We start from the raw sequence: 18,127 nt of genomic DNA, 5'->3' as shown, positions 1-18,127 counted from the left end.
CATCAGATTCCTGCGGTTAAGGAGATAAACAGCGGCAGCGACAGAATCGACAGCAGCGAGCTAAGCAGCAGCACCGCTTCGGCATCGGGTGACTGCACGCCGAAGCGATTACCAAACACCACGCCAAAGAAACCGGCGGAGAGCGCAATCATCAGAATCGCGGTGATCGCCACGGTGCCGTGTAAGCCGAATACCATCACAATGCCCCACGCCAGCGCCGGTTGAATCAGCAGCTTGGTAAAGGTGGAGCTGATCACCATGGTGTTGATTTTCAGTCTGCGCGCCGAAAGGATCACGCCGGTGAGGAACAGCGCGGCAGCGGTGGCCGCCAGGCCCAGCGGTTTAATCGCCGCCAGCACCAGATCGGGCATCTTAATCCCGATGGCTGACAATACCACCCCAAGCAGCGGTCCCCAGACAATGGGTTTTTTCACCGAACGCCACATCAGCATCGGCAGCATCGCCAGAGTGGAGCGTTGCGTTTCGCCTGCGGCACGCGCTTTTTCGCGTTCGAGGATCAGCAGACAGAACGGCGTCATCAGCACCGATCCGCAGGCAATAGACACCGCCACCGAGAGGGACGTGGCCGACCCTTCGCCAACCACGCTGGCGAGAATCGGCAACCCCAGCGCCGCATAGTTGGGCAGCGCGACGGTCAGGGTCAGCACGGCGGCATCCTGCGGGGATTTTTTAAAGATGCCGGTCGCGACAAAGTACAACGCCGCATAGGCAATCCACATCGCCAGCGTCAGCACCAGAATCAGTGGCGTCTGCGCCACGATACCGCTCCAGGGCGTTTGCACCGTGGCGCTGAACAGCGCCGCCGGTAAGGCGAAATCCATTACAAAAATATTCAGCAGCGAGACGTTCCGGTTATCGATCATCCCGGCTTTACCAGCCCAGAACCCCAACAGCATAATCACAAAAATAGGCGCAAGGGCATGAAGAATCACGTAAGTCATAGATCACCTGTTATTAGAAGAGTGAATACTGACGCGATGGTGTTCATTTAACAGATGCCGCAGCTGACCGGGTGCGGGACAGACACCCGGTGTTTTGGCGATCCGGCAGGTTTTTTATGGTTATTTTTTAATGATTTATTACCAGCTGGCGCGCATCCGCTCACGTACCAGCGTAGAACTTTGACGGTTGACGGCCATCTGGCGCGAACCACGCGCAGGCTCGCGACGGGCATCGGCAATCGCCGCCACCAGCGTGTCCCGCACCTGTTGCAGATCGGCGGCCGTCGGCGCATCCGGGCTGGCGATGTCCAGCAGCGAAGAGAGCAGCCCGAGGGTGGCGTAATTCGCAATGTCATACGCCATCGGGGGAACGCTGGCCGCCAGTTTTTCCAGCGCTTCCACGGTGCGCAGCGTAATGCGTGCCGCCGACGCTTTGCCCATGGCATGTACCTGCACCGCCGCGTCGTTAAAGGCAATCAGCCGGTTGGCCTGATAGCCGTGCGCCAGAAAGGCTCCGGACATCGCCTTACCGACGATCAGACCAATCACCGGGTGGCCTGCCAGTCGCGCCTGCGCATAGGCACCGGCGGCACCGGCTAACGCCTGGTGGATACCGAACGCTTCTTCGCGGCGACCATAGGCCTGGCTGGGAACATCGATCACCGCCACAATCGGGCGTTTAACCGGTTTATCTGCATCGGCGGCGATGGTCTGATGCACCACTTTCGCCAGCGTCCAGCCCTCAAGCAGTCCCACCTCCCCTTTGGCCGCACGCGGATAACGGTTGCTGGCATCCGGGATCACCGCAATAAAGCGACTTCCCTGCGCATCTGCCGCCAGCACTGACGGGCAGAGGCCGCTGAGTCGTTCGGCACCTGCCGTCAGCTGGTTGAACCACAGTTCGCCACGGCTGTTAGTTGCGCTCATTTGTTCACCTCCGGTGCAAAGACCTGCTGGATAACGGCCGTACTGGCCTGCTGTTGGGTATCAAAATGGGTTAAACGATCGAGGTAAAAAGCGTAGTTGTCACTGCGATGCTGCGCAGGCACGCCCTGGGCGATCGCGGCATCCACCGCCGCCTGCACCGCATTAACGCCATCACCGACCAGCGTATCCACCAGCCCGCTCTGGTAACGAATTTCGCCGCCGGTCATGCTCCAGATAAACGGGCGATCGCGTGAATCGTATTCGTCAATCCCGGCTTCCTGTTCGATCACCTGCGGCCCGTTGAGGCCGAGACGCGCTTCACGGGTGACGATCAGATGGCTGCACAGCGCCGCCGCGATCGACATCCCACCAAAGCACCCCACGGTGCCGGCGATAATGCCGATTACCGGGGTGTAGCGACGCAGATCGACAATCGCCGCGTGGATATCGGCAATCGCCGCCAGGCCCAGGTTGGCTTCCTGCAACCGCACGCCGCCAGTCTCCAGACACAGAATCGCCTGGGTCGGCACGCCGTTGCGGTGATCTTCCGCCGCCAGTTCCAGCGCCGCCGCCATTTTGGCCCCGGAAACTTCGCCCATGCTGCCGCCCTGGAAGGTGCCTTCAATCGCCACCACCACGGCAGGCTGACCGTTGCGGGTGCCCTTCATCACTACCATGCCGTCATCGGCCTGCGGCACAATGCCCTGCTTTTCCAGCCAGGGAGACATCACGCCGGCAAAGGGATCGAGCAGCTCGCGGGCGCTGCCAGCATCCAGTAACGCCAGCGCACGCTGCCGCGCCCGTAACTCAATAAAACTGCTGTCGTTACGCATGGCTCACCTCCTCAAACACCTGTTCAATACGAATACGCGCTACCCCCGGCGTGGCGCCAAAATCATGAATCACCAGCTGACCGGCAGGCAGTTCAGTAAGCTGCGCCAGCCGGTTGAACAACGCTTCCCAGCGCGCCTGGCTGTTATCTACCGAGGTGGTGATAGCGATGTTCAGGACGTGGTTAGCGTCAGCCGTGAACAGCACCTCCATATCACCCGATCCCACAACTCCCGCCAGCGCCTTACCACTGAGGGTGCGGCTGGACGGGTATGACAACGTTATGTGTTCCATAGCTACCTCTTAATCATTGAGTGGCGATGCGTGCGCGCCGGTCATCCGGTCAAGAAACAGCGTGGCAGCCAGCAAGTCGGCGGCCCCGCCCGGTGAGGCATTCAACGCCAGCATCGCGTTATCCAGTTTTTCCAGTGCCCTGCGTCCGGCCGGTTGGCTATAGCCCCCGGCAGCCAGCACGCGCTGCGCGCCCTGCTGCATGGCGCGTAAGCCCGGCAGCCCGGCGCGGTGCAGCACGCAGGTGTCGGTCAGCGACGTCAGGATCGCCATCAGCGCATCAATGCGCGCCGCGCTTTCATCGGCGCCAGTGCGGCGGCTGGCCTGTAACTGCGGCAGCGCCAGCCGGGTGATATGGGGAAACCCCTGCCGGGCTTCTTCACGCGCCCCCGGTACGTGGAAGCGGTGCACCACCCTTAAGCCTTTGCTGAAGGTTTTCGGCGCGGCGCGATCCGGCAAGGTCGCCAGTTCGGCGGCCAGCTGGCAGATGCGCTGGCTCCCGCCTTCACCTGCCAGCATGGCACTGGCACTGACCAGCAGACCCAGCGCCCAGATAGCACCACGATGCGTGTTGACCCCGGCTGTCGCCGCCATCATCTGTGTCTCACCCTCACGTCCCAGTTGCCCGATGATTTCCCGCAGCGCGATATCCGCCGGGCGCTGCCAGCTCTGCTGGGCCAGCGCATAAAAAGTCGGGGTCAGGCTACGGGCGGATCGCTCCATCAATGCCAGCGTGAGATCGTGATGAGCACCGCTGCCGCGACGATCGACCAGCCCAGGCTTGGGCGTAAGGTTCACTTCTTCAATCAGGCAATCGGTCGCCGTCTGCGCCAGCCAGTGCAGACGATGTTCAACCGGTGCGGGTGAGAGTCGTTTCATTACCAGCTCCGGAATTTAGCGGGCGGGTTGTAGAGGCCGTCCGACCATTCGACCAGCTCCGCGACGCTACCGGCAGCCAGCAGGGAGCGAGTGGCGTCAGAGCGGCGGATGCCGATATCTTCCGGGAACACCACTTTGCCGCTGCGGCGCAGTTCAGCGACGCGTTTCGCGTCCACGCTCAGGCCGATATCGGTGATACCCGCCACCGCCGCTACCATCGCGCGGCGTTCTTCGAGGCTGCTGGCACGATACAGGTAAGCAATACCCTCTTCGGTCAGCACATGGGTGACGTCATCGCCATAAATCATCACCGGCGCCAGCGGCATTCCGGCGCTTTTGGCGACATCAACCGCATCGAGCTGTTCCACAAAGGTGGGTTTCACCCCGGCCTGGAAGGTTTCCACCATCTGCACCACCAGCTTACGGCCACGCTGCAACGGGTCCGGCTCATTGATCATCGCCAGCCATGCGGGGGTAGCGTGGCGGCGACCATGCGGGTCATGGCCCATATTCGGCGCGCCGCCGAAGCCTGCCAGTCGGCCACGGGTGACGGTGGAGGAGTTCCCTGAGCCGTCAACCTGGAGAGTTGAACCGATAAACATATCGACGGCGTACTGCCCGGCGAGCTGACACATGGCGCGGTTAGAACGCATGGAACCGTCTGCGCCGGTGAAGAAAATATCGGGGCGCGCGCGGATATACTCTTCCATCCCCAGTTCTCCGCCGAAGCAGTGCACGCTTTCCACCCAGCCGCTCTCAATCGCCGGGATCAGCGTCGGATGCGGGTTGAGGGTCCAGTGTTTGCAGATTTTGCCTTTCAGGCCGAGTTGCTCACCGTAAGTTGGCAGCAGCAGCTCAATCGCCGCGGTGTTAAAACCGATACCGTGGTTGAGGGATTGCACCTGATGTTCGGCGTAGATGCCTTTGATGGCCATCATCGCCATCAGGATATGTTCCTGTTTAATCAGGCGCGGGTCGCGGGTGAACAGCGGTTCAATAAAGAAAGGCTTATCGGCCACCACCACGTAGTCGATCCACGAACCGGGGATATCCACGCGCGGCAGATCGCACTCGTCATCCACCAGTTCATTCACCTGGGCAATCACGATGCCGTCATGAAACGCCGCCGCTTCCACCAGCGCCGGGGTATCTTCGGTGCTGGGGCCGGTGTAAAGATTGCCTTTGCGGTCCGCTTTGTAACCGGCAATCAACGCCACATTCGGCGCCAAATCGACGTAGAGGCGGGAATAGAGTTCGATGTAGGTATGGATGGCGCCGATTTCGAGTAAGTTATCTTCCAGCAGCTGCGAAATACGCAGGCTTTGCGTACCGGCGAAGGAAAAATCGAGTTTCCGGGCGATCCCTTTTTCAAAAATATCGAGGTGTTCACTGCGTCCGACGCTGGGCATGATCATATGCAGATCATGGATTTTGGCGGGATTGACCTCGGCCAGCATCCGGGAGAGGAAATCGGCCTGTTTCTGGTTGTTCCCCTCCAGTACCACCCGGTCTCCCGGTGAAATCAACCGTTCCAGCATCTCAACCAGCTGGTCGCCCGGAAGCACTTTTCCGCTTACCGGAACCGATGCCAGCCTCCGCTGCTTTTCGATGCGCCGCGTATTCCAGACGCGCGGCGTATGCTGTCCTGATGACATGACTAACCTCCTGAATTCGCGAATCTCAATGATTGCTTCAACTGAGGTGAGTCTGGTCTTTGGCGCGAAATCCATCAATCAAGCAGCAGAACGGATCGTTAGCTTTAGAGTAACAATCGAATGTTAAAAATTTTGATGACGATCAACGACGAGGGATAAATCGGGGCAGTGCCCATGAGCGGCCAGGCTTACGCCGCCACGGGCACTGAGATGTCAGGCGTCCAGCAGCATTCCTTTGTGTTCAATAAAGTCGATTATTTTGTTTAACCCGTCCCCCTTCTTCAGATTGGTGAAGGTCCAGGGTTTATCGGGCCGCATCCGCTGCGTGTCGCGCTCCATCACCTCCAGCGAGGCACCCACATACGGGGCGAGATCGGTTTTGTTGATCACCAGAAAATCTGAGCGGGTGATGCCGGGGCCGCCTTTACGCGGGATCTTTTCGCCTTCCGCCACATCAATCACGTAAATGGTGAGGTCGGCCAGCTCCGGGCTGAAGGTGGCGCTGAGGTTATCGCCGCCGCTTTCCACAAACACCACGTCAAGATTGCCAAACTTCTCACTCAATGCCTCGACCGCCGCGAGGTTCATTGACGCATCTTCCCGGATGGCGGTGTGCGGACAGCCGCCGGTTTCCACCCCGACAATACGATCCGGCTCCAGCGCACCCGCTTCGGTGAGAATGCGCTGATCCTCTTTGGTGTAGATATCGTTGGTGACCACCGCGAGCTGATAACGCTCACGCATCGCTTTGCACAAGGCTTCCAGCAACGCAGTTTTGCCCGATCCCACCGGACCGCCCACGCCAATCCGCAGCGGTTGTTTGTAGTTATGCATAGCAGCTCCTAAGAACGAAATAATCGGGTATGTTGAATTTCATGACAGGAAGAGGCGATGGCGACCAGCGGCAGGCTGCCGCCCAGATCGTCATCGTCGATAGTCAGGGCGATGGGGAGTTGCTGCGCCAGCACCTCGCCCAGCGCCACCAGCAGACATTGCGCCGCCTGCTGGCCGAAAGGCACCAGCTTGACCCCGGCCATCACCGCGTTTTCCAGCGCGCTGTAGCCAAGCGACAGCAGCAGCGCTTCCGCCGGGATCTGCCAGCGATAACCAGCCCACGCCAGCCCGCCGCTTTGCGTCAGCGCCAGCGCGGGCCGCCACTCGTCAGGCGGCAACAGTGCTAACCCCGTCAGCACCCGCGCCATCGCCGCACCGCGTTGCTGCTCCTCGGTACGCAACTCTGGGGTTTCGCGACAGGAGAGCAACCAGCGCGACCAGTAAGCAAACTGCTCGCTATCCTGGCGTTCGCAGGCGCGATACAGACGCAGCAGCAACGGCAAGTCCTGACGAATCAGCGTCTGCTCGATTTGCAGCTGCTGCCAGTGACGGAATTGGGCGACATCAGTGACCCAACCGGCCTCCACCGCCCATTCCAGCCCCTGTGAATAGGTAAAGCCACCCACCGGTAGCGTGGCGCTGCTCAGCTGCAACAGCCGCAGCTGCTGTAACGGCGTCATCATCCGGCAATCACCAGCGCCGCAGCGGCCAGCCAGCCGGTGCCGGCCAGTTTGCGTACCCCCGGATGACGGCGCAGCAGCACGCCCAGGCCATAGCCCGCCAGCAGCAAGGCGCTGCTGGTCAGCATAAAGCCGAGGGTAAACATCCAGAAGCCGTCGGCATTGCCTTCCGCGCCATGCGCCCAGCCGTGAGCCAGCGCCAGCAATGGCATGGCCCAGGCGGCCCGTCCGCGAAACGCGCTGAACATCAAGGCACCCACCACCAGCAGCGACAGGGCGATCATCAGCTCCATACCGACGAAAGCCCCCAGCAGATGCCCTCCCAGCGCGCCCGCCAGCATGGCTGCCAGGGTGGCGAACATAAAGCGGCGAGGCCGTTCACGCAGCGCCGCCAGTACCCCCGCTCCCGATAGCATCAACAGATGATCGAACCCGGTTAACGGATGCAGCAGTCCCGCACCGAGGCTTTCCGGGCCATGTCCAGGGTGCGCCAGCGCCGGACCGGCAATCAACAGCAGCAATAACGTCCAGCAATATTTCATGGTGTGTTCCTCGATCAGTGATGGTGGTGGTGCCCGTGTGAATGGGTGTGATGGCCGCCGTTTTCATAAGCGCCGGAGACCGGTTCGAAGGGGGCCTGCTCGCTGTTAACGATCAACCCAAGACCAATCAGCATGTCGTCCAGTACGTGATCGTGCAGATAGGCCACGCGTCCGGCTTCGATTTGCAGCGGAACATGACGGTTCCCGAGGTGATAGCAGGCAACCGCCAGCTTTAGCGGATCGCCGCAGCGGCCAATCGAAACCCGCTCGGCTGCCGCTTCAATTCGCACCACCAGCTCACCGCTGTCATCGGCGAGAATATCGCCGCCGCGCAACATGGAGCCGCGTTCCAGCGCCAGTCCCACCTCGCGGCCATCATCCAGCTGAATACGGGCGCGGCTTTTCAGGCGGGTATCAAAATCGAGTCTGGCGGTAGCGTTCACCGGGGCCGCCGACGTGAGTTTACGGGTCAGAAACTGCATCATTGCTCCTTAAAACAGAAAATATCGTTGTGCCATCGGCAGTTCGCTTAACGGATCGCAGGTCAGCAGCTGACCGTCCGCACGCACTTCATAGGTCTGCGCATCCACCTGAATATCCGGGGTTAAATCGTTCAGCACCATGTCTGACTTACGCACGTCACGGCAGCCGTGCGCGGTGCCAATCAGGCTTTTTAAACCCAGCTGGCTGGCTACATCGTTTTTAGCTGCGCGCCCGGAGAGAAAAGTCATCCGCGTGGCATGGCGGGCATCACCCAGCGCGCCAAACATCGGCCGGTAATGCACCGGCTGCGGTGTGGGGATTGAGGCGTTGATATCACCCATCGCCGCGCTGGCGATCATGCCGCCTTTAATGATCAGCGACGGTTTTACGCCAAAAAACGCCGGGTTCCACAGCACCAGATCCGCCAGTTTGCCTGGCTCAATCGACCCCACTTCGTGCGCAATGCCGTGGGTGATGGCCGGATTGATGGTGTATTTGGCGATGTAACGTTTGACGCGAAAGTTGTCTTTCTCCGCGTTGTCATCCGGCAGCGCGCCGCGTTGCAGCTTCATTTTGTGCGCCACCTGCCAGGTACGCATGATCACTTCCCCTACCCGCCCCATGGCCTGCGAATCTGAGGAGGTCATCGAGAACGCGCCGATATCGTGCAGGATATCTTCGGCAGCGATGGTTTCGCGGCGGATGCGCGACTCAGCAAACGCGATATCCTCAGCAATGCCGGCATCAAGGTGATGGCAGACCATCAGCATATCGAGGTGTTCATCGACGGTGTTGATGGTGTAGGGCAAGGTGGGATTGGTGGATGACGGCAGAATATTCGGGAAGGCGCAGGCGCGGATGATATCGGGCGCGTGGCCGCCGCCGGCACCTTCGGTGTGGAAGGTGTGGATGGTGCGATCGCCAATCGCCTTCAGCGTGTCTTCGACAAAACCCGCCTCGTTGAGGGTGTCGGTATGGATCGCGACCTGCACATCCTCCTCTTCGGCCACCTGCAAACAACAGTCGATGGCGGCGGGGGTTGAACCCCAGTCCTCATGCAGCTTCAGACCAATTACGCCGGCATCGACCTGTTCACGAATGGCTTCATGGCTGGAGGTGTTGCCCTTGCCGAGCAGACCAATGTTGACCGGCAGGCTGTCTGCCGCCTGTAACATCCGGCTGATGTTCCAGCGCCCCGGCGTGCAGGTGGTCGCGTTGGTGCCGGTGGCCGGGCCGGTGCCGCCGCCAATCATGGTGGTCACGCCCGAGGTGAGCGCCTCAATCGCCTGCTGTGGGCAGATAAAATGGATATGCGCATCGATACCGCCCGCCGTCACAATCTTCCCTTCCGCCGCGATGATTTCGGTGCCTGCCCCAATCGGTATAGTGACGCCGGGCTGAATATCCGGGTTCCCGGCTTTGCCGATCAACGCGATGCGTCCGTGTTTGATACCGATGTCCGCCTTGACGATGCCCCAGTGATCGACAATCAGCGCATTGGTCAGCACCAGATCCATCGATTCCGTGTCCGGCATTTGCCCCTGGCCCATACCATCACGGATCACCTTGCCGCCGCCAAACTTCACTTCTTCGCCGTACAGGGTGTAATCCTGTTCAACTTCGATCCATAACGCCGTATCGGCCAGACGCACCCGGTCGCCGGTCGTCGGCCCGAACATCTCGGCATAAGCCTGTCGGTTGATTTTGCTCATTGATCCAGCGCCCCCTGAATCTCGCCCCGAAAGCCGTAGATAACCCGCTTGCCCGCCACCGGGATCAGGGCCACTTCGCGCGCCTGGCCCGGTTCAAAACGCACCGCCGTGCCTGCGGCGATATCCAGCCGATGGCCACGGGTTTTTTCACGATCAAACACCAGCGCCGGGTTCACCTCATAAAAATGGTAATGGGAACCAACCTGCACCGGCCGGTCGCCGTGGTTCTCGACCGTCACGATAATGGCCGTACGACCGGCATTCAGCTCGATATCGCCGTCGGCCACCTTGATTTCACCAGGGATCATGGTGTTTTCCTCAGATAATCGGATGGTGGACGGTAACCAGCTTGGTCCCGTCCGGGAATGTCGCTTCCACCTGCACATCGCTGATCATTTCCGGCACGCCTTCCATAACCTGCTCGCGCGTCAGCACATGACGCCCCTCTTCCATCAATTCCGCTACCGTCCGGCCATCGCGCGCGCCTTCCATAATCGCCGCGCTGATCAACGCCACCGACTCGGGATAATTTAGCTTCAGGCCACGCGCCAGCCTGCGCTCCGCCACCAGCGCAGCGGTAAATAACAACAGTTTGTCTTTCTCTCGCGGTGTCAGCTCCATACCGTCTCCATGTTCAGGTTGACCAGATTCGGGGATTTACGGCGTCCCGCCCGATGACACTCGGTCGGGCCAGGCGCCACAGTTGATGCAGGTCTGCTTCCAGCGTCAGGTTGCTACGGTCCAGCAGACGGATAACCATGAGTTCGCCCAGCAGGCTGGCTCCGGCCGGATGCTGCCGCGTCGCCAGATGCGCACGCACCGTCTCCAGCAGGCTCTCGCTGGCGGGATAGAGCAGCATGGTGCTGTGATAAGGATAGCCAGCGAGGGTTGCCAGCCCGCCCTCAACGCGCAGCGTCTCATTCAGCAGCAGGGTATCTTCCCGCCACACCTGCAAGCGGCTGACGGCGTGTCCACTGTCGAATGCCTCCTGCATGACCGGGCGACCAAAACAATAGCTTTCCCAGGCGATCAGCCGGGAATCGCCCGCAAGGTGAAATTCGCTATGGGTCCGTGCCTCGGCGCCGGGGAAAAGCAGCGTGCCAGGCGGCAGCCACTCCATCGCCGCCCCGCTTTGCAGATCAATACGCTGCGCGATCGACGCCGTCGCTCCCGCCGAGCGATAGACTTTGGTGGCCCCCGGCATGGTAATCAGCGCCTGCGCAGCGGCGCCCAGTTTTACCTCGATCTCCAGCGCATCCCCGCCGACGACTCCGCCCGGCGGATGAAGAATATACAGATGGCAGGTTTTTCCTTCCGGGTAGAAGGGGCGTTGCAGGCGAAGCGGCCCCTGATGCTGCTGGCGGCTGACCACGGTTCTCACCGCGCCGCTGATAAGGTGCAGCGACAGGCTGGCCTGCCATCCTCCACCCGCGTCCGTTCTCCCCTGCGCAATGCCGTAAGGGACTGCTTGTTGTGTCATTGCTTTATCGCCGGTGTTGTAAGGTTCTATTGTCCTGCCAGAACGTTTGCAGCTGCGACACCCGCGGACGCAGAAAATCGTTACCGGTGACCCGGCCACCGTTAATGATAGTCATACCTTGCTGAGCCAGCTTTTCAATGACCTAAAGAATTTCAGCCCGCTACAGGGCCACTTTTCAGAAATTCCGCAGGGTGGTGGGGGTGGTCGCCATAAATGGCGACCCTACAGATGCCTGGTGGTAGGGTGCGCATTCATGCGCACCAGGCAACAACAGCACATCGTCGCAGGTAAGCGCAGCGAGTCAGCAATATGTCTGTCGGGCATGTCCTTAAAATTTCCCTTTAAAAATCATCCAACCCGGCGTAGCCTATATACAAAACATATACGTTTCATATAGGTCCTATCATGGGTATCGTAAAAATCTCTGATCTGATGCATGAAAACCTGCGCGTGGCGAGCACCGCGCTGAGTCGTTCGATCAATGCCCAGGCGGAACACTGGATGAAAATCGGTATGCTGGCCGAACTTTATCCTCAACTCAGCCATCAGGAGCTGACGCGTTTACTGATGCGCGTTGAAATTGATGGCGGAGCCGATCTGGCTAAGCTGCTTAACACCTCTTTACTGACTCCGCAGGGAACCGCGCAATGAGCAATATCAAACTGCACTCACCACAGGAAATCGAGCTGGCGCGTGCGGCTGGCCATGACGCCGCCAAAGTGCTGGAAATCATCACTCCCTTTGTCAAACCGGGTGTCACCACTGACGAGCTGGATCGTATTTGCCACGATTACATCGTCAACGAACTGAAGGTGATTCCGGCCAATATCGGCTATCACGGCTATTCACGCACCGTCTGCACCTCAATCAACCATGTGGTGTGCCACGGCATTCCCGGTGATAAAAAGCTCAAAGAGGGCGATATCGTTAATATTGACGTGGCGATTATCAAAGATGGCTGGTACGGCGACACCAGCCGTATGTACTTTGTCGGCGCGCCGTCAGTGCGCGCCAAGCGTCTGGTGGAGATCACCTATCAGTCGATGGTGGCGGGCATTCGCGTGGTGAAGCCGGGGGCAACGCTGGGCGATATCGGCGCGGCGATCCAGCAGGTCGCGGAGAAAGCCGGATTTTCAGTGGTGCGCGAATATTGCGGTCACGGCGTTGGTCAGGTTTACCATGATAATCCGCAAATTCTGCATTACGGTACGCCGGGCACCGGTCTGCCGCTGGAAGCGGGCATGATTTTTACTATCGAACCGATGATCAATGCGGGTAAAGCCGGAACCAGCGTGCTCTCTGACGGCTGGACGGTTGTCACCAAAGATCGTTCGCTGTCGGCCCAGTGGGAACACACCGTGGCAGTCACCGAAACCGGGTTTGATTTGCTGACGCCGTGGCCGGAAGGCACTGGCGAATATGAAGCCATCTGACATGGCCGGGAATGGCGCTTTCCATCATAGCCATGTATGTTAGCGCCATCATCTATTTCAGGGTCAGGAAGTTAACGTGAAAAGCGAAAGCGCGATTTTTGCCGGTGGATGTTTCTGGTGTACCGAAGCGATTTTTCAATCCATCGATGGCGTTATCTCAGTAGAAAGTGGGTATATCGGCGGTCATGTCGCCTCACCAACCTATGATCAGGTTTACAGCGACACCACCGGCCATGCCGAAGCGGTCAGAATCCTGTTTGATGCTGACGTGGTCAGCTATGACGATTTGCTGGATATCCACTTTGCCACCCACGATCCCAGCCAGCCGAATATCAAAGATGGCGTGGAACGTTCACGCTACCGTTCCGCGCTGTTCCCCACCTCCGAAGCGCAACGCGTCGCGGCGGAACAGGGTATCGTTCGTGCTGAAGCCGAGTTGGGCAAACCGCTGATCACCCAGCTGGAACCGCTTAGCGAATGGTATCCGGCGGAAGATTATCATCAGAACTTCTGGGAAAAAGAAGGTCAGGAAAACGCCTTCTGTATGATGAACATCCCGGCTAAGTTGCAGAAACTGCGTAGTAAGTTTCCGAAACAGGCAAAAGAAAATTCCATATAACCCATTGAATCAGGGTGTTAGCCGGTTTGCACCCTGATTTTTTCTGGCGTCGAATGTTAATAGCATCAAAAATTTAAAGTAAGTTTGATCCCCCTTCTCTCAATTGCCCTTCTAAGCATTCAAATTTCACCCCTATAAATTCAATGGATTACAGTTTATTGCCCCGCGCGATAAACTTTACCAAATACCCACTATAACCACTAAAAATTGCACCGGGTGGTTATGGTGGGTATAATTCTTCATCTGTCGATGACAAAAGGAGGTGTTGTTGAGCAGCAGAGAATTTATCAAGCTCCTGAAGGAACGAGGATGGTACTTAGACCGGGTTAAAGGAAGCCATCATGTTTTTGTGAGGGCAGATAAGGATTATCACATTACGGTTCCTCATCCTGAAAAAGATTTAGCAACGGGTACGCTAAATAAGTTATTGAAGTTGATAGACTAATAATAAAAGGAAGGGTTGATTACCCTTCCTGCATAACGAACTGTCATCAATTTCTCAGAAGTTTGTTCAACACCCATAAGTCATGGAAAAAGAGGTCAAACATGAGATTCCCAGTCTATTTACACAAGGCTGATTCAGGCGGATATTCTGGTTTTGTGCCAGATATCATTGGCTGCATCTTCGCCGGTGATACGATAGACAGTGCTATCGTTGATGCTACCGAAGCGATCGATGCTCATCTTGAGTCTTTGGCTGACAAAGGAAAACCGCTGGCCGAAGCAAAAGACATATCAGCCCATATTGACGATGAAGATTGCCAGAATGGCATCTGGGCTTACGTTGATATCGACATAAACAAATATGACGGCAAGGCAGTAAAACTGAACATCACGCTGCCGCAAAATCTGCTCGTACGCATTGATACCTTTGTTGAAACACACAAAGAGTTTTCTTCAAGAAGTGGATTTTTAGCTGATTTGGCCCGACGTGAATTAGCTAAAGCATAATCACTTGTAATAAACGCCGTAAGCCCGCTGTCAGCGGGCTTTTTTATCTGTGATGGCAAACCCGTGGTTAACAGGCAGCGAAGCTCCTGCTCTTTATGACCTGATCGTCTGACGCCGCCGCTCAGCTGTGCTGCGGCGTCATCTCTTCAATCACTTCAGTAATACGCTGAATCACCCGCTGCGCGGCGCGTGACAGCTGGCGCGACGGTGCGGTGCACAACGCCAGCGTCAGCGGCCGCAGCACGCTGTTTTTCAGTGGTACAAAACTCAACTGCTTTTCCTCCACTTCGCTGGATACATCCAGCAGGCTCAATACCGCAATGCCTGTGCCCTGGGCGATCAGGCTGCGGATCAGACGGATATCGTTACAGGCGATGACGTTATCCGGTGCCAGCCCCTGCTTGCGATACAGCGCGGCAACACGTTCATGCACCACCAGTGATTCGCCGGGAACGATATGCCGCTCGCCGCTCAACTCGCTCAGCGATAATGATGCCCGCCCGCTCAGCGCGTGTTGCGGCGGCAACACCACGCCCATCTCCAGCTCGGCGAAGGCCAGCACGTCCAGCCCGCTTTGCCCGGCGGGATCGAGGATCAGGCCAAAATCAATTTCCGACTGGCGAATCAACTGGCTGATGGCATGGCTGTTGTCAACCGTCAGCTCCAGCCGCAGCCACTGATGTTCCTGCGCGATGGCTGCCAGCGCGTCTGCCACTTTGCCTTTGGTCAGCGACTGCACCAGGCCAGCGCTGACATTGCCGCGCTTCAGCCCCTGAATATCATCAAAACGCTGGCGGGTAACGCGAAACTCGCGCTGCCAGCGCATCACATCGTCATATAACAACTCCCCGGCAGTGGTCATACGCAGGCCATCCGGCAGACGTTCGAACAATGGCGTACCAAAACTCTCTTCGGCCTGCAAAATCTGGCGGTTAATGGCAGATGCCGACACATGTAACTTCTCCGCCGCTTTACGCAGGCTGCCGCTGCGCGCCACTTCGGCAAAGTAAATGGAGAAACGGGAAAATGGACTCATGCTTCACCTGTACTAATTTTTGCAACAGATAAGTGAATTAATGCTGATGGATTTGTACAGGCGTAATTATTAACAATGTCCTGACAAAAATGAAGTCTTTTACTGTGAGCAACCGACAGGACATCGCTATGAACACCATCACACCCCCCGCCCACTGTACTTTCGAACCTGATGACTGGCTGCGCCTGGCACGCCAGTGGCACCCGGTTGCGCGCTCCTGTGACATCACGGGCGCCCCCGCCAAAGCGGTGCTGCTGGACGAACAACTGGTGGTGTATCGCATCAAAGGCCAGGTGGTGGTGGCGCGTGATGTGTGTCCGCATCGCGGCGTACCGCTGACGCTGGGCTTTCACGATGAAGAAGGCGTGGTGTGCCCCTATCACGGCCTGCGCTTTGGCGAAGGCGGACGCTGCAACCGCATCCCGTCCAGCCCCGGCCAGCCCATTCCCGGCAAACTCAATCTGATCAGCTATCAGGTGGAAGAACGCTACGGTCTGATTTGGGTTTGCATCGCCCCGGATGCCGACAACCCGGCGTCGCTGCCGGTAATGCCGCACTGGGACGATGCCGGATTCCAGCAGATTAACTGTCCGGGATTTGATGTTAATGGCTTCGCCGGTCGTCAGGTGGAAGGCTTTCTCGACGTGGCGCACTTTGCCTGGGTCCACACCGCAACCTTCGCCGATCCCAACAACCAGACGGTGCCGCCGTACAATCCGACCGAAACCGCCTACGGATTCGCGGTTGATTACTGGAGTTCAGTAAGCAACTTCGCCGCCGATAGCGAACAGCAGGCACCGGAAGGCTTTGCATGGCTGCGCCATTTTGAGATGCACCTGCCCTTCACCGCGACGCTGACCATTCATTTTCCCGGCGAAGCACGGCTGGTGATTATGAACGCCGCATCGCCGGTTTCGGCGCGGAAAACCCGGATGTTCGCGCCGATTGCGCGCAACTTTGACCTGCATATTCCAGTGGAAGAGGTACACGCGTTTAACGCACGGGTGTTTGAGGAAGACCGGCTGATGGTGGAAACCCAAATGCCGGAGCGTCTGCCGCTCGACCTGACGCTGGAAGCGCATATCCCGGCCGATCGCAGCTCGATCGCCTATCGCCGCGGCCTGAAACGTATGGGCTTCGGTGAGTTTTTCCTGGTGTAAGGAGGCGATGATGAGCACAGTTTTACAGGTCGTGGTGGACGGTATCTATCGTCAGGGACGACATAATCTGGGGATCAACCTGGTGGCGGAGAATGGTCAGCCGCTGCCGGAGTGGCAGCCGGGCGCGCATATCGACGTCCATTTTCGCGATGGGCTGGTGCGACAATATTCACTCACCGGCCAGCGCGACAACCGACATCATTATCAGATCTGCATTGCACGCGATAAACAATCCCGTGGCGGATCGCGCTACGTCCACGATGTGTTGCGTCCTGGCCAGGTGATCAACATCTCGCCGCCACGCAATCTGTTCCCACTGATCCCCGCCGGGAAAGTGATTCTGATGGCGGCCGGTATCGGCATTACGCCGCTGTACGCAATGGCTGAAGCGCTGGAAGCGGCGGGCATCCCCTTCGTGCTGCATTACTACGTGAAACAGCGCGGCGATGAAGCCTTTTTGCCGGAATTATCGAAATCGTTCGCGCATGGTTTTTGTGAAATCTGGCACAGCAGCGAAGGCCGCAGCCCGCGCAGCCATGCGCCGGCGGAACTGCTGGACCCGGCAGCGGATACCCATCTTTATCTCTGCGGCCCGGAAGGCTTTATGAGCCATATGCGTGAGGCCGCCGCCCGCCACGGCTGGCAGGCGGAGAATATCCACACCGAAGCCTTTAAACCGCTGGCCGCCAGCACGGCCAACGATAATGGCGAGAGTTTTACCGTCACCCTCGCGTCGAGCGGGCAGCAATGGCCGGTGCCACCGGGGCAGACCATCGCCACCGTGCTGCTGGAAAACGGCGTCGATGTGCCGCTCTCCTGCGAGATGGGGATGTGCGGCGCCTGTCTGACGCGCGTCACCGAGGGAGAAATCGACCATCGCGATACCGTGCAATCGGATGCTGAGAAATGCGCACCCGAACAATATATCGCCCTGTGCTGCTCGCGCAGTTTGTCGCGTAACCTGGTGATCGATCTCTAAAGGGCGAGGATTTCCCAGCCGTTGTAGCCCACGCCCGCAACGGCAATCAGCAGCAGGAAGCACAGGGACGCGACTTCCAGCCGACGCTGCTGCGAGCCGGGCAGCCAGCGCCGCACCGCGAGGATATAGCAGGCCATCACGCTGAAATCGAACAACATCCAGATCAGCGCCAGCGTTACCAGGCTGGTGCTGAAATGGGGGGTGACGGCGATAAACTGCGGAAACAGCGCAGCGAAAAACAGAATATCTTTTGGATTCGACACGCCAATCAGAAATCCCTGCCATAACCCGCCCTGCACCATCTCCCGATGCATCTGCTGCACCCGCAGCGCCGGTGGCGCACGCAAGCCGCGCCATGCGTCATAGCCAATATAAAACGATCCGGCCAGCGCGGCCAGGCGCAGACTCAGGGTATTGATCGACACCAGCCCAACCAGCATCAGCGCCGCCAGCGCAATCAGGACCAGCGACGCGCCGTGGGTGCCAACCACGGTGGCAAAGGCACGCCGCGTGCCGTGGCGCGCTGCGGTGCCGGTCACCAGCGCCACCACCGGCCCCGGCGTGGCCAGCAACATCAGGATGGATAACATGTAGGTACACAATAAAGGCAGGTTCATGATCACTTCTTCAGACAACAAACGGAGGGTCAGTATTGCCCGGCATTTCGCAGTTG

The 18,127-nt window shown here is 58.5% G+C and carries 23 protein-coding genes; 7 read left to right on the top strand and 16 right to left on the bottom strand.

The window, feature by feature from the left end:
* Positions 1 to 2 precede the first annotated feature (2 nt).
* From AC6I8V_RS20550 to AC6I8V_RS20485, 14 genes are all read right to left on the bottom strand, one after another.
* On the bottom strand, positions 3 to 962 hold the full coding sequence (locus AC6I8V_RS20550) for an AEC family transporter (RefSeq protein WP_497846319.1): 960 nt from the start codon (positions 960 to 962) through the stop codon (positions 3 to 5).
* Between the two features lie 138 nt (positions 963 to 1,100).
* Positions 1,101 to 1,889 (bottom strand): biotin-independent malonate decarboxylase subunit gamma, encoded by a 789-nt coding sequence (gene mdcE / locus AC6I8V_RS20545; protein WP_497846318.1) that lies wholly within the window; start codon positions 1,887 to 1,889, stop codon positions 1,101 to 1,103.
* Positions 1,886 to 2,722: a biotin-independent malonate decarboxylase subunit beta gene (locus AC6I8V_RS20540; protein WP_497846317.1), complete on the bottom strand. Its 837-nt coding sequence runs from the start codon at positions 2,720 to 2,722 to the stop codon at positions 1,886 to 1,888. Before AC6I8V_RS20540 ends, mdcE begins: the two co-directional genes overlap by 4 nt.
* Positions 2,715 to 3,014: a malonate decarboxylase acyl carrier protein gene (gene mdcC / locus AC6I8V_RS20535; protein WP_497846316.1), complete on the bottom strand. Its 300-nt coding sequence runs from the start codon at positions 3,012 to 3,014 to the stop codon at positions 2,715 to 2,717. The genes AC6I8V_RS20540 and mdcC overlap by 8 nt, the downstream gene beginning before the upstream one ends.
* A 9-nt stretch (positions 3,015 to 3,023) precedes the next feature.
* Entirely contained in the window at positions 3,024 to 3,890 is an 867-nt protein-coding gene (locus tag AC6I8V_RS20530) for a triphosphoribosyl-dephospho-CoA synthase (protein WP_497846315.1), read from the bottom strand.
* A complete protein-coding gene (mdcA, locus tag AC6I8V_RS20525) occupies positions 3,890 to 5,545 on the bottom strand; it encodes a malonate decarboxylase subunit alpha (RefSeq protein ID WP_497846314.1) in 1,656 nt (551 codons plus the stop codon). Before mdcA ends, AC6I8V_RS20530 begins: the two co-directional genes overlap by 1 nt.
* A 213-nt stretch (positions 5,546 to 5,758) precedes the next feature.
* On the bottom strand, positions 5,759 to 6,379 hold the full coding sequence (gene ureG, locus AC6I8V_RS20520; RefSeq protein WP_497846313.1) for an urease accessory protein UreG: 621 nt from the start codon (positions 6,377 to 6,379) through the stop codon (positions 5,759 to 5,761).
* Between the two features lie 8 nt (positions 6,380 to 6,387).
* Positions 6,388 to 7,062 (bottom strand): urease accessory protein UreF, encoded by a 675-nt coding sequence (locus tag AC6I8V_RS20515; protein WP_497846312.1) that lies wholly within the window; start codon positions 7,060 to 7,062, stop codon positions 6,388 to 6,390.
* Positions 7,059 to 7,601 (bottom strand): HupE/UreJ family protein, encoded by a 543-nt coding sequence (locus AC6I8V_RS20510; RefSeq protein WP_497846311.1) that lies wholly within the window; start codon positions 7,599 to 7,601, stop codon positions 7,059 to 7,061. The genes AC6I8V_RS20515 and AC6I8V_RS20510 overlap by 4 nt, the downstream gene beginning before the upstream one ends.
* Before the next feature lie 14 nt (positions 7,602 to 7,615).
* Complete coding sequence (gene ureE / locus AC6I8V_RS20505) at positions 7,616 to 8,083, bottom strand: urease accessory protein UreE (protein ID WP_497846571.1); 468 nt, start codon at positions 8,081 to 8,083, stop codon at positions 7,616 to 7,618.
* A 9-nt stretch (positions 8,084 to 8,092) separates the two neighbouring features.
* Positions 8,093 to 9,796, bottom strand: a complete 1,704-nt coding sequence (gene ureC / locus AC6I8V_RS20500; RefSeq protein ID WP_497846310.1) for an urease subunit alpha — start codon at positions 9,794 to 9,796, stop codon at positions 8,093 to 8,095.
* Entirely contained in the window at positions 9,793 to 10,104 is a 312-nt protein-coding gene (locus AC6I8V_RS20495) for an urease subunit beta (RefSeq protein ID WP_497846309.1), read from the bottom strand. Before AC6I8V_RS20495 ends, ureC begins: the two co-directional genes overlap by 4 nt.
* Before the next feature lie 10 nt (positions 10,105 to 10,114).
* Complete coding sequence (locus AC6I8V_RS20490) at positions 10,115 to 10,417, bottom strand: urease subunit gamma (protein WP_497846308.1); 303 nt, start codon at positions 10,415 to 10,417, stop codon at positions 10,115 to 10,117.
* Positions 10,418 to 10,430: 13 nt separating this feature from the next.
* The gene (locus AC6I8V_RS20485; RefSeq protein ID WP_497846307.1) at positions 10,431 to 11,276 is read right to left on the bottom strand and encodes an urease accessory protein UreD; all 846 of its coding nucleotides are present in this window, start codon (positions 11,274 to 11,276) and stop codon (positions 10,431 to 10,433) included.
* Between the two features lie 405 nt (positions 11,277 to 11,681).
* Between AC6I8V_RS20485 and AC6I8V_RS20480 the strand changes: the two genes are divergently transcribed.
* From AC6I8V_RS20480 to AC6I8V_RS20460, 5 genes are all read left to right on the top strand, one after another.
* Positions 11,682 to 11,927, top strand: coding sequence for a ParD-like family protein (locus AC6I8V_RS20480; RefSeq protein ID WP_497846306.1), 246 nt, complete (start codon positions 11,682 to 11,684; stop codon positions 11,925 to 11,927).
* Positions 11,924 to 12,709 (top strand): type I methionyl aminopeptidase, encoded by a 786-nt coding sequence (map, locus tag AC6I8V_RS20475; protein ID WP_497846305.1) that lies wholly within the window; start codon positions 11,924 to 11,926, stop codon positions 12,707 to 12,709. The genes AC6I8V_RS20480 and map overlap by 4 nt, the downstream gene beginning before the upstream one ends.
* 76 nt (positions 12,710 to 12,785) lie before the next feature.
* Positions 12,786 to 13,328 (top strand): peptide-methionine (S)-S-oxide reductase MsrA, encoded by a 543-nt coding sequence (gene msrA / locus AC6I8V_RS20470; protein ID WP_497846304.1) that lies wholly within the window; start codon positions 12,786 to 12,788, stop codon positions 13,326 to 13,328.
* Positions 13,329 to 13,596: 268 nt separating this feature from the next.
* Positions 13,597 to 13,773, top strand: a complete 177-nt coding sequence (locus AC6I8V_RS20465) for a type II toxin-antitoxin system HicA family toxin (RefSeq protein ID WP_497846303.1) — start codon at positions 13,597 to 13,599, stop codon at positions 13,771 to 13,773.
* 101 nt (positions 13,774 to 13,874) lie between these two features.
* On the top strand, positions 13,875 to 14,279 hold the full coding sequence (locus AC6I8V_RS20460) for a type II toxin-antitoxin system HicB family antitoxin (RefSeq protein WP_497846302.1): 405 nt from the start codon (positions 13,875 to 13,877) through the stop codon (positions 14,277 to 14,279).
* Positions 14,280 to 14,400: 121 nt separating this feature from the next.
* Here the strand turns inward: AC6I8V_RS20460 and AC6I8V_RS20455 are convergent, their stop codons facing one another.
* Positions 14,401 to 15,315 (bottom strand): LysR family transcriptional regulator, encoded by a 915-nt coding sequence (locus AC6I8V_RS20455; RefSeq protein ID WP_497846301.1) that lies wholly within the window; start codon positions 15,313 to 15,315, stop codon positions 14,401 to 14,403.
* 128 nt (positions 15,316 to 15,443) lie between these two features.
* On the opposite strand from AC6I8V_RS20455, the gene hpxD reads away from it, so the two are divergent.
* A complete protein-coding gene (gene hpxD, locus AC6I8V_RS20450; protein WP_497846300.1) occupies positions 15,444 to 16,475 on the top strand; it encodes a molybdenum cofactor-independent xanthine hydroxylase subunit HpxD in 1,032 nt (343 codons plus the stop codon).
* A gap of 10 nt (positions 16,476 to 16,485) precedes the next feature.
* Positions 16,486 to 17,454 (top strand): PDR/VanB family oxidoreductase, encoded by a 969-nt coding sequence (locus AC6I8V_RS20445; protein ID WP_497846570.1) that lies wholly within the window; start codon positions 16,486 to 16,488, stop codon positions 17,452 to 17,454.
* Here AC6I8V_RS20445 and AC6I8V_RS20440 read toward each other — a convergent pair.
* Positions 17,451 to 18,071 (bottom strand): LysE family translocator, encoded by a 621-nt coding sequence (locus AC6I8V_RS20440; RefSeq protein WP_497846298.1) that lies wholly within the window; start codon positions 18,069 to 18,071, stop codon positions 17,451 to 17,453. The two genes, AC6I8V_RS20445 and AC6I8V_RS20440, sit on opposite strands and share 4 nt — an antisense overlap.
* Between the last annotated feature and the right edge of the window lie 56 nt (positions 18,072 to 18,127).

This window comes from Pantoea sp. X-Soil-TKNS-1207 (genome assembly GCF_059730485.1).
The sequence above is the reverse complement of the archived record's forward strand: the minus strand, read 5'-3'. Positions and strand labels throughout refer to the sequence as shown.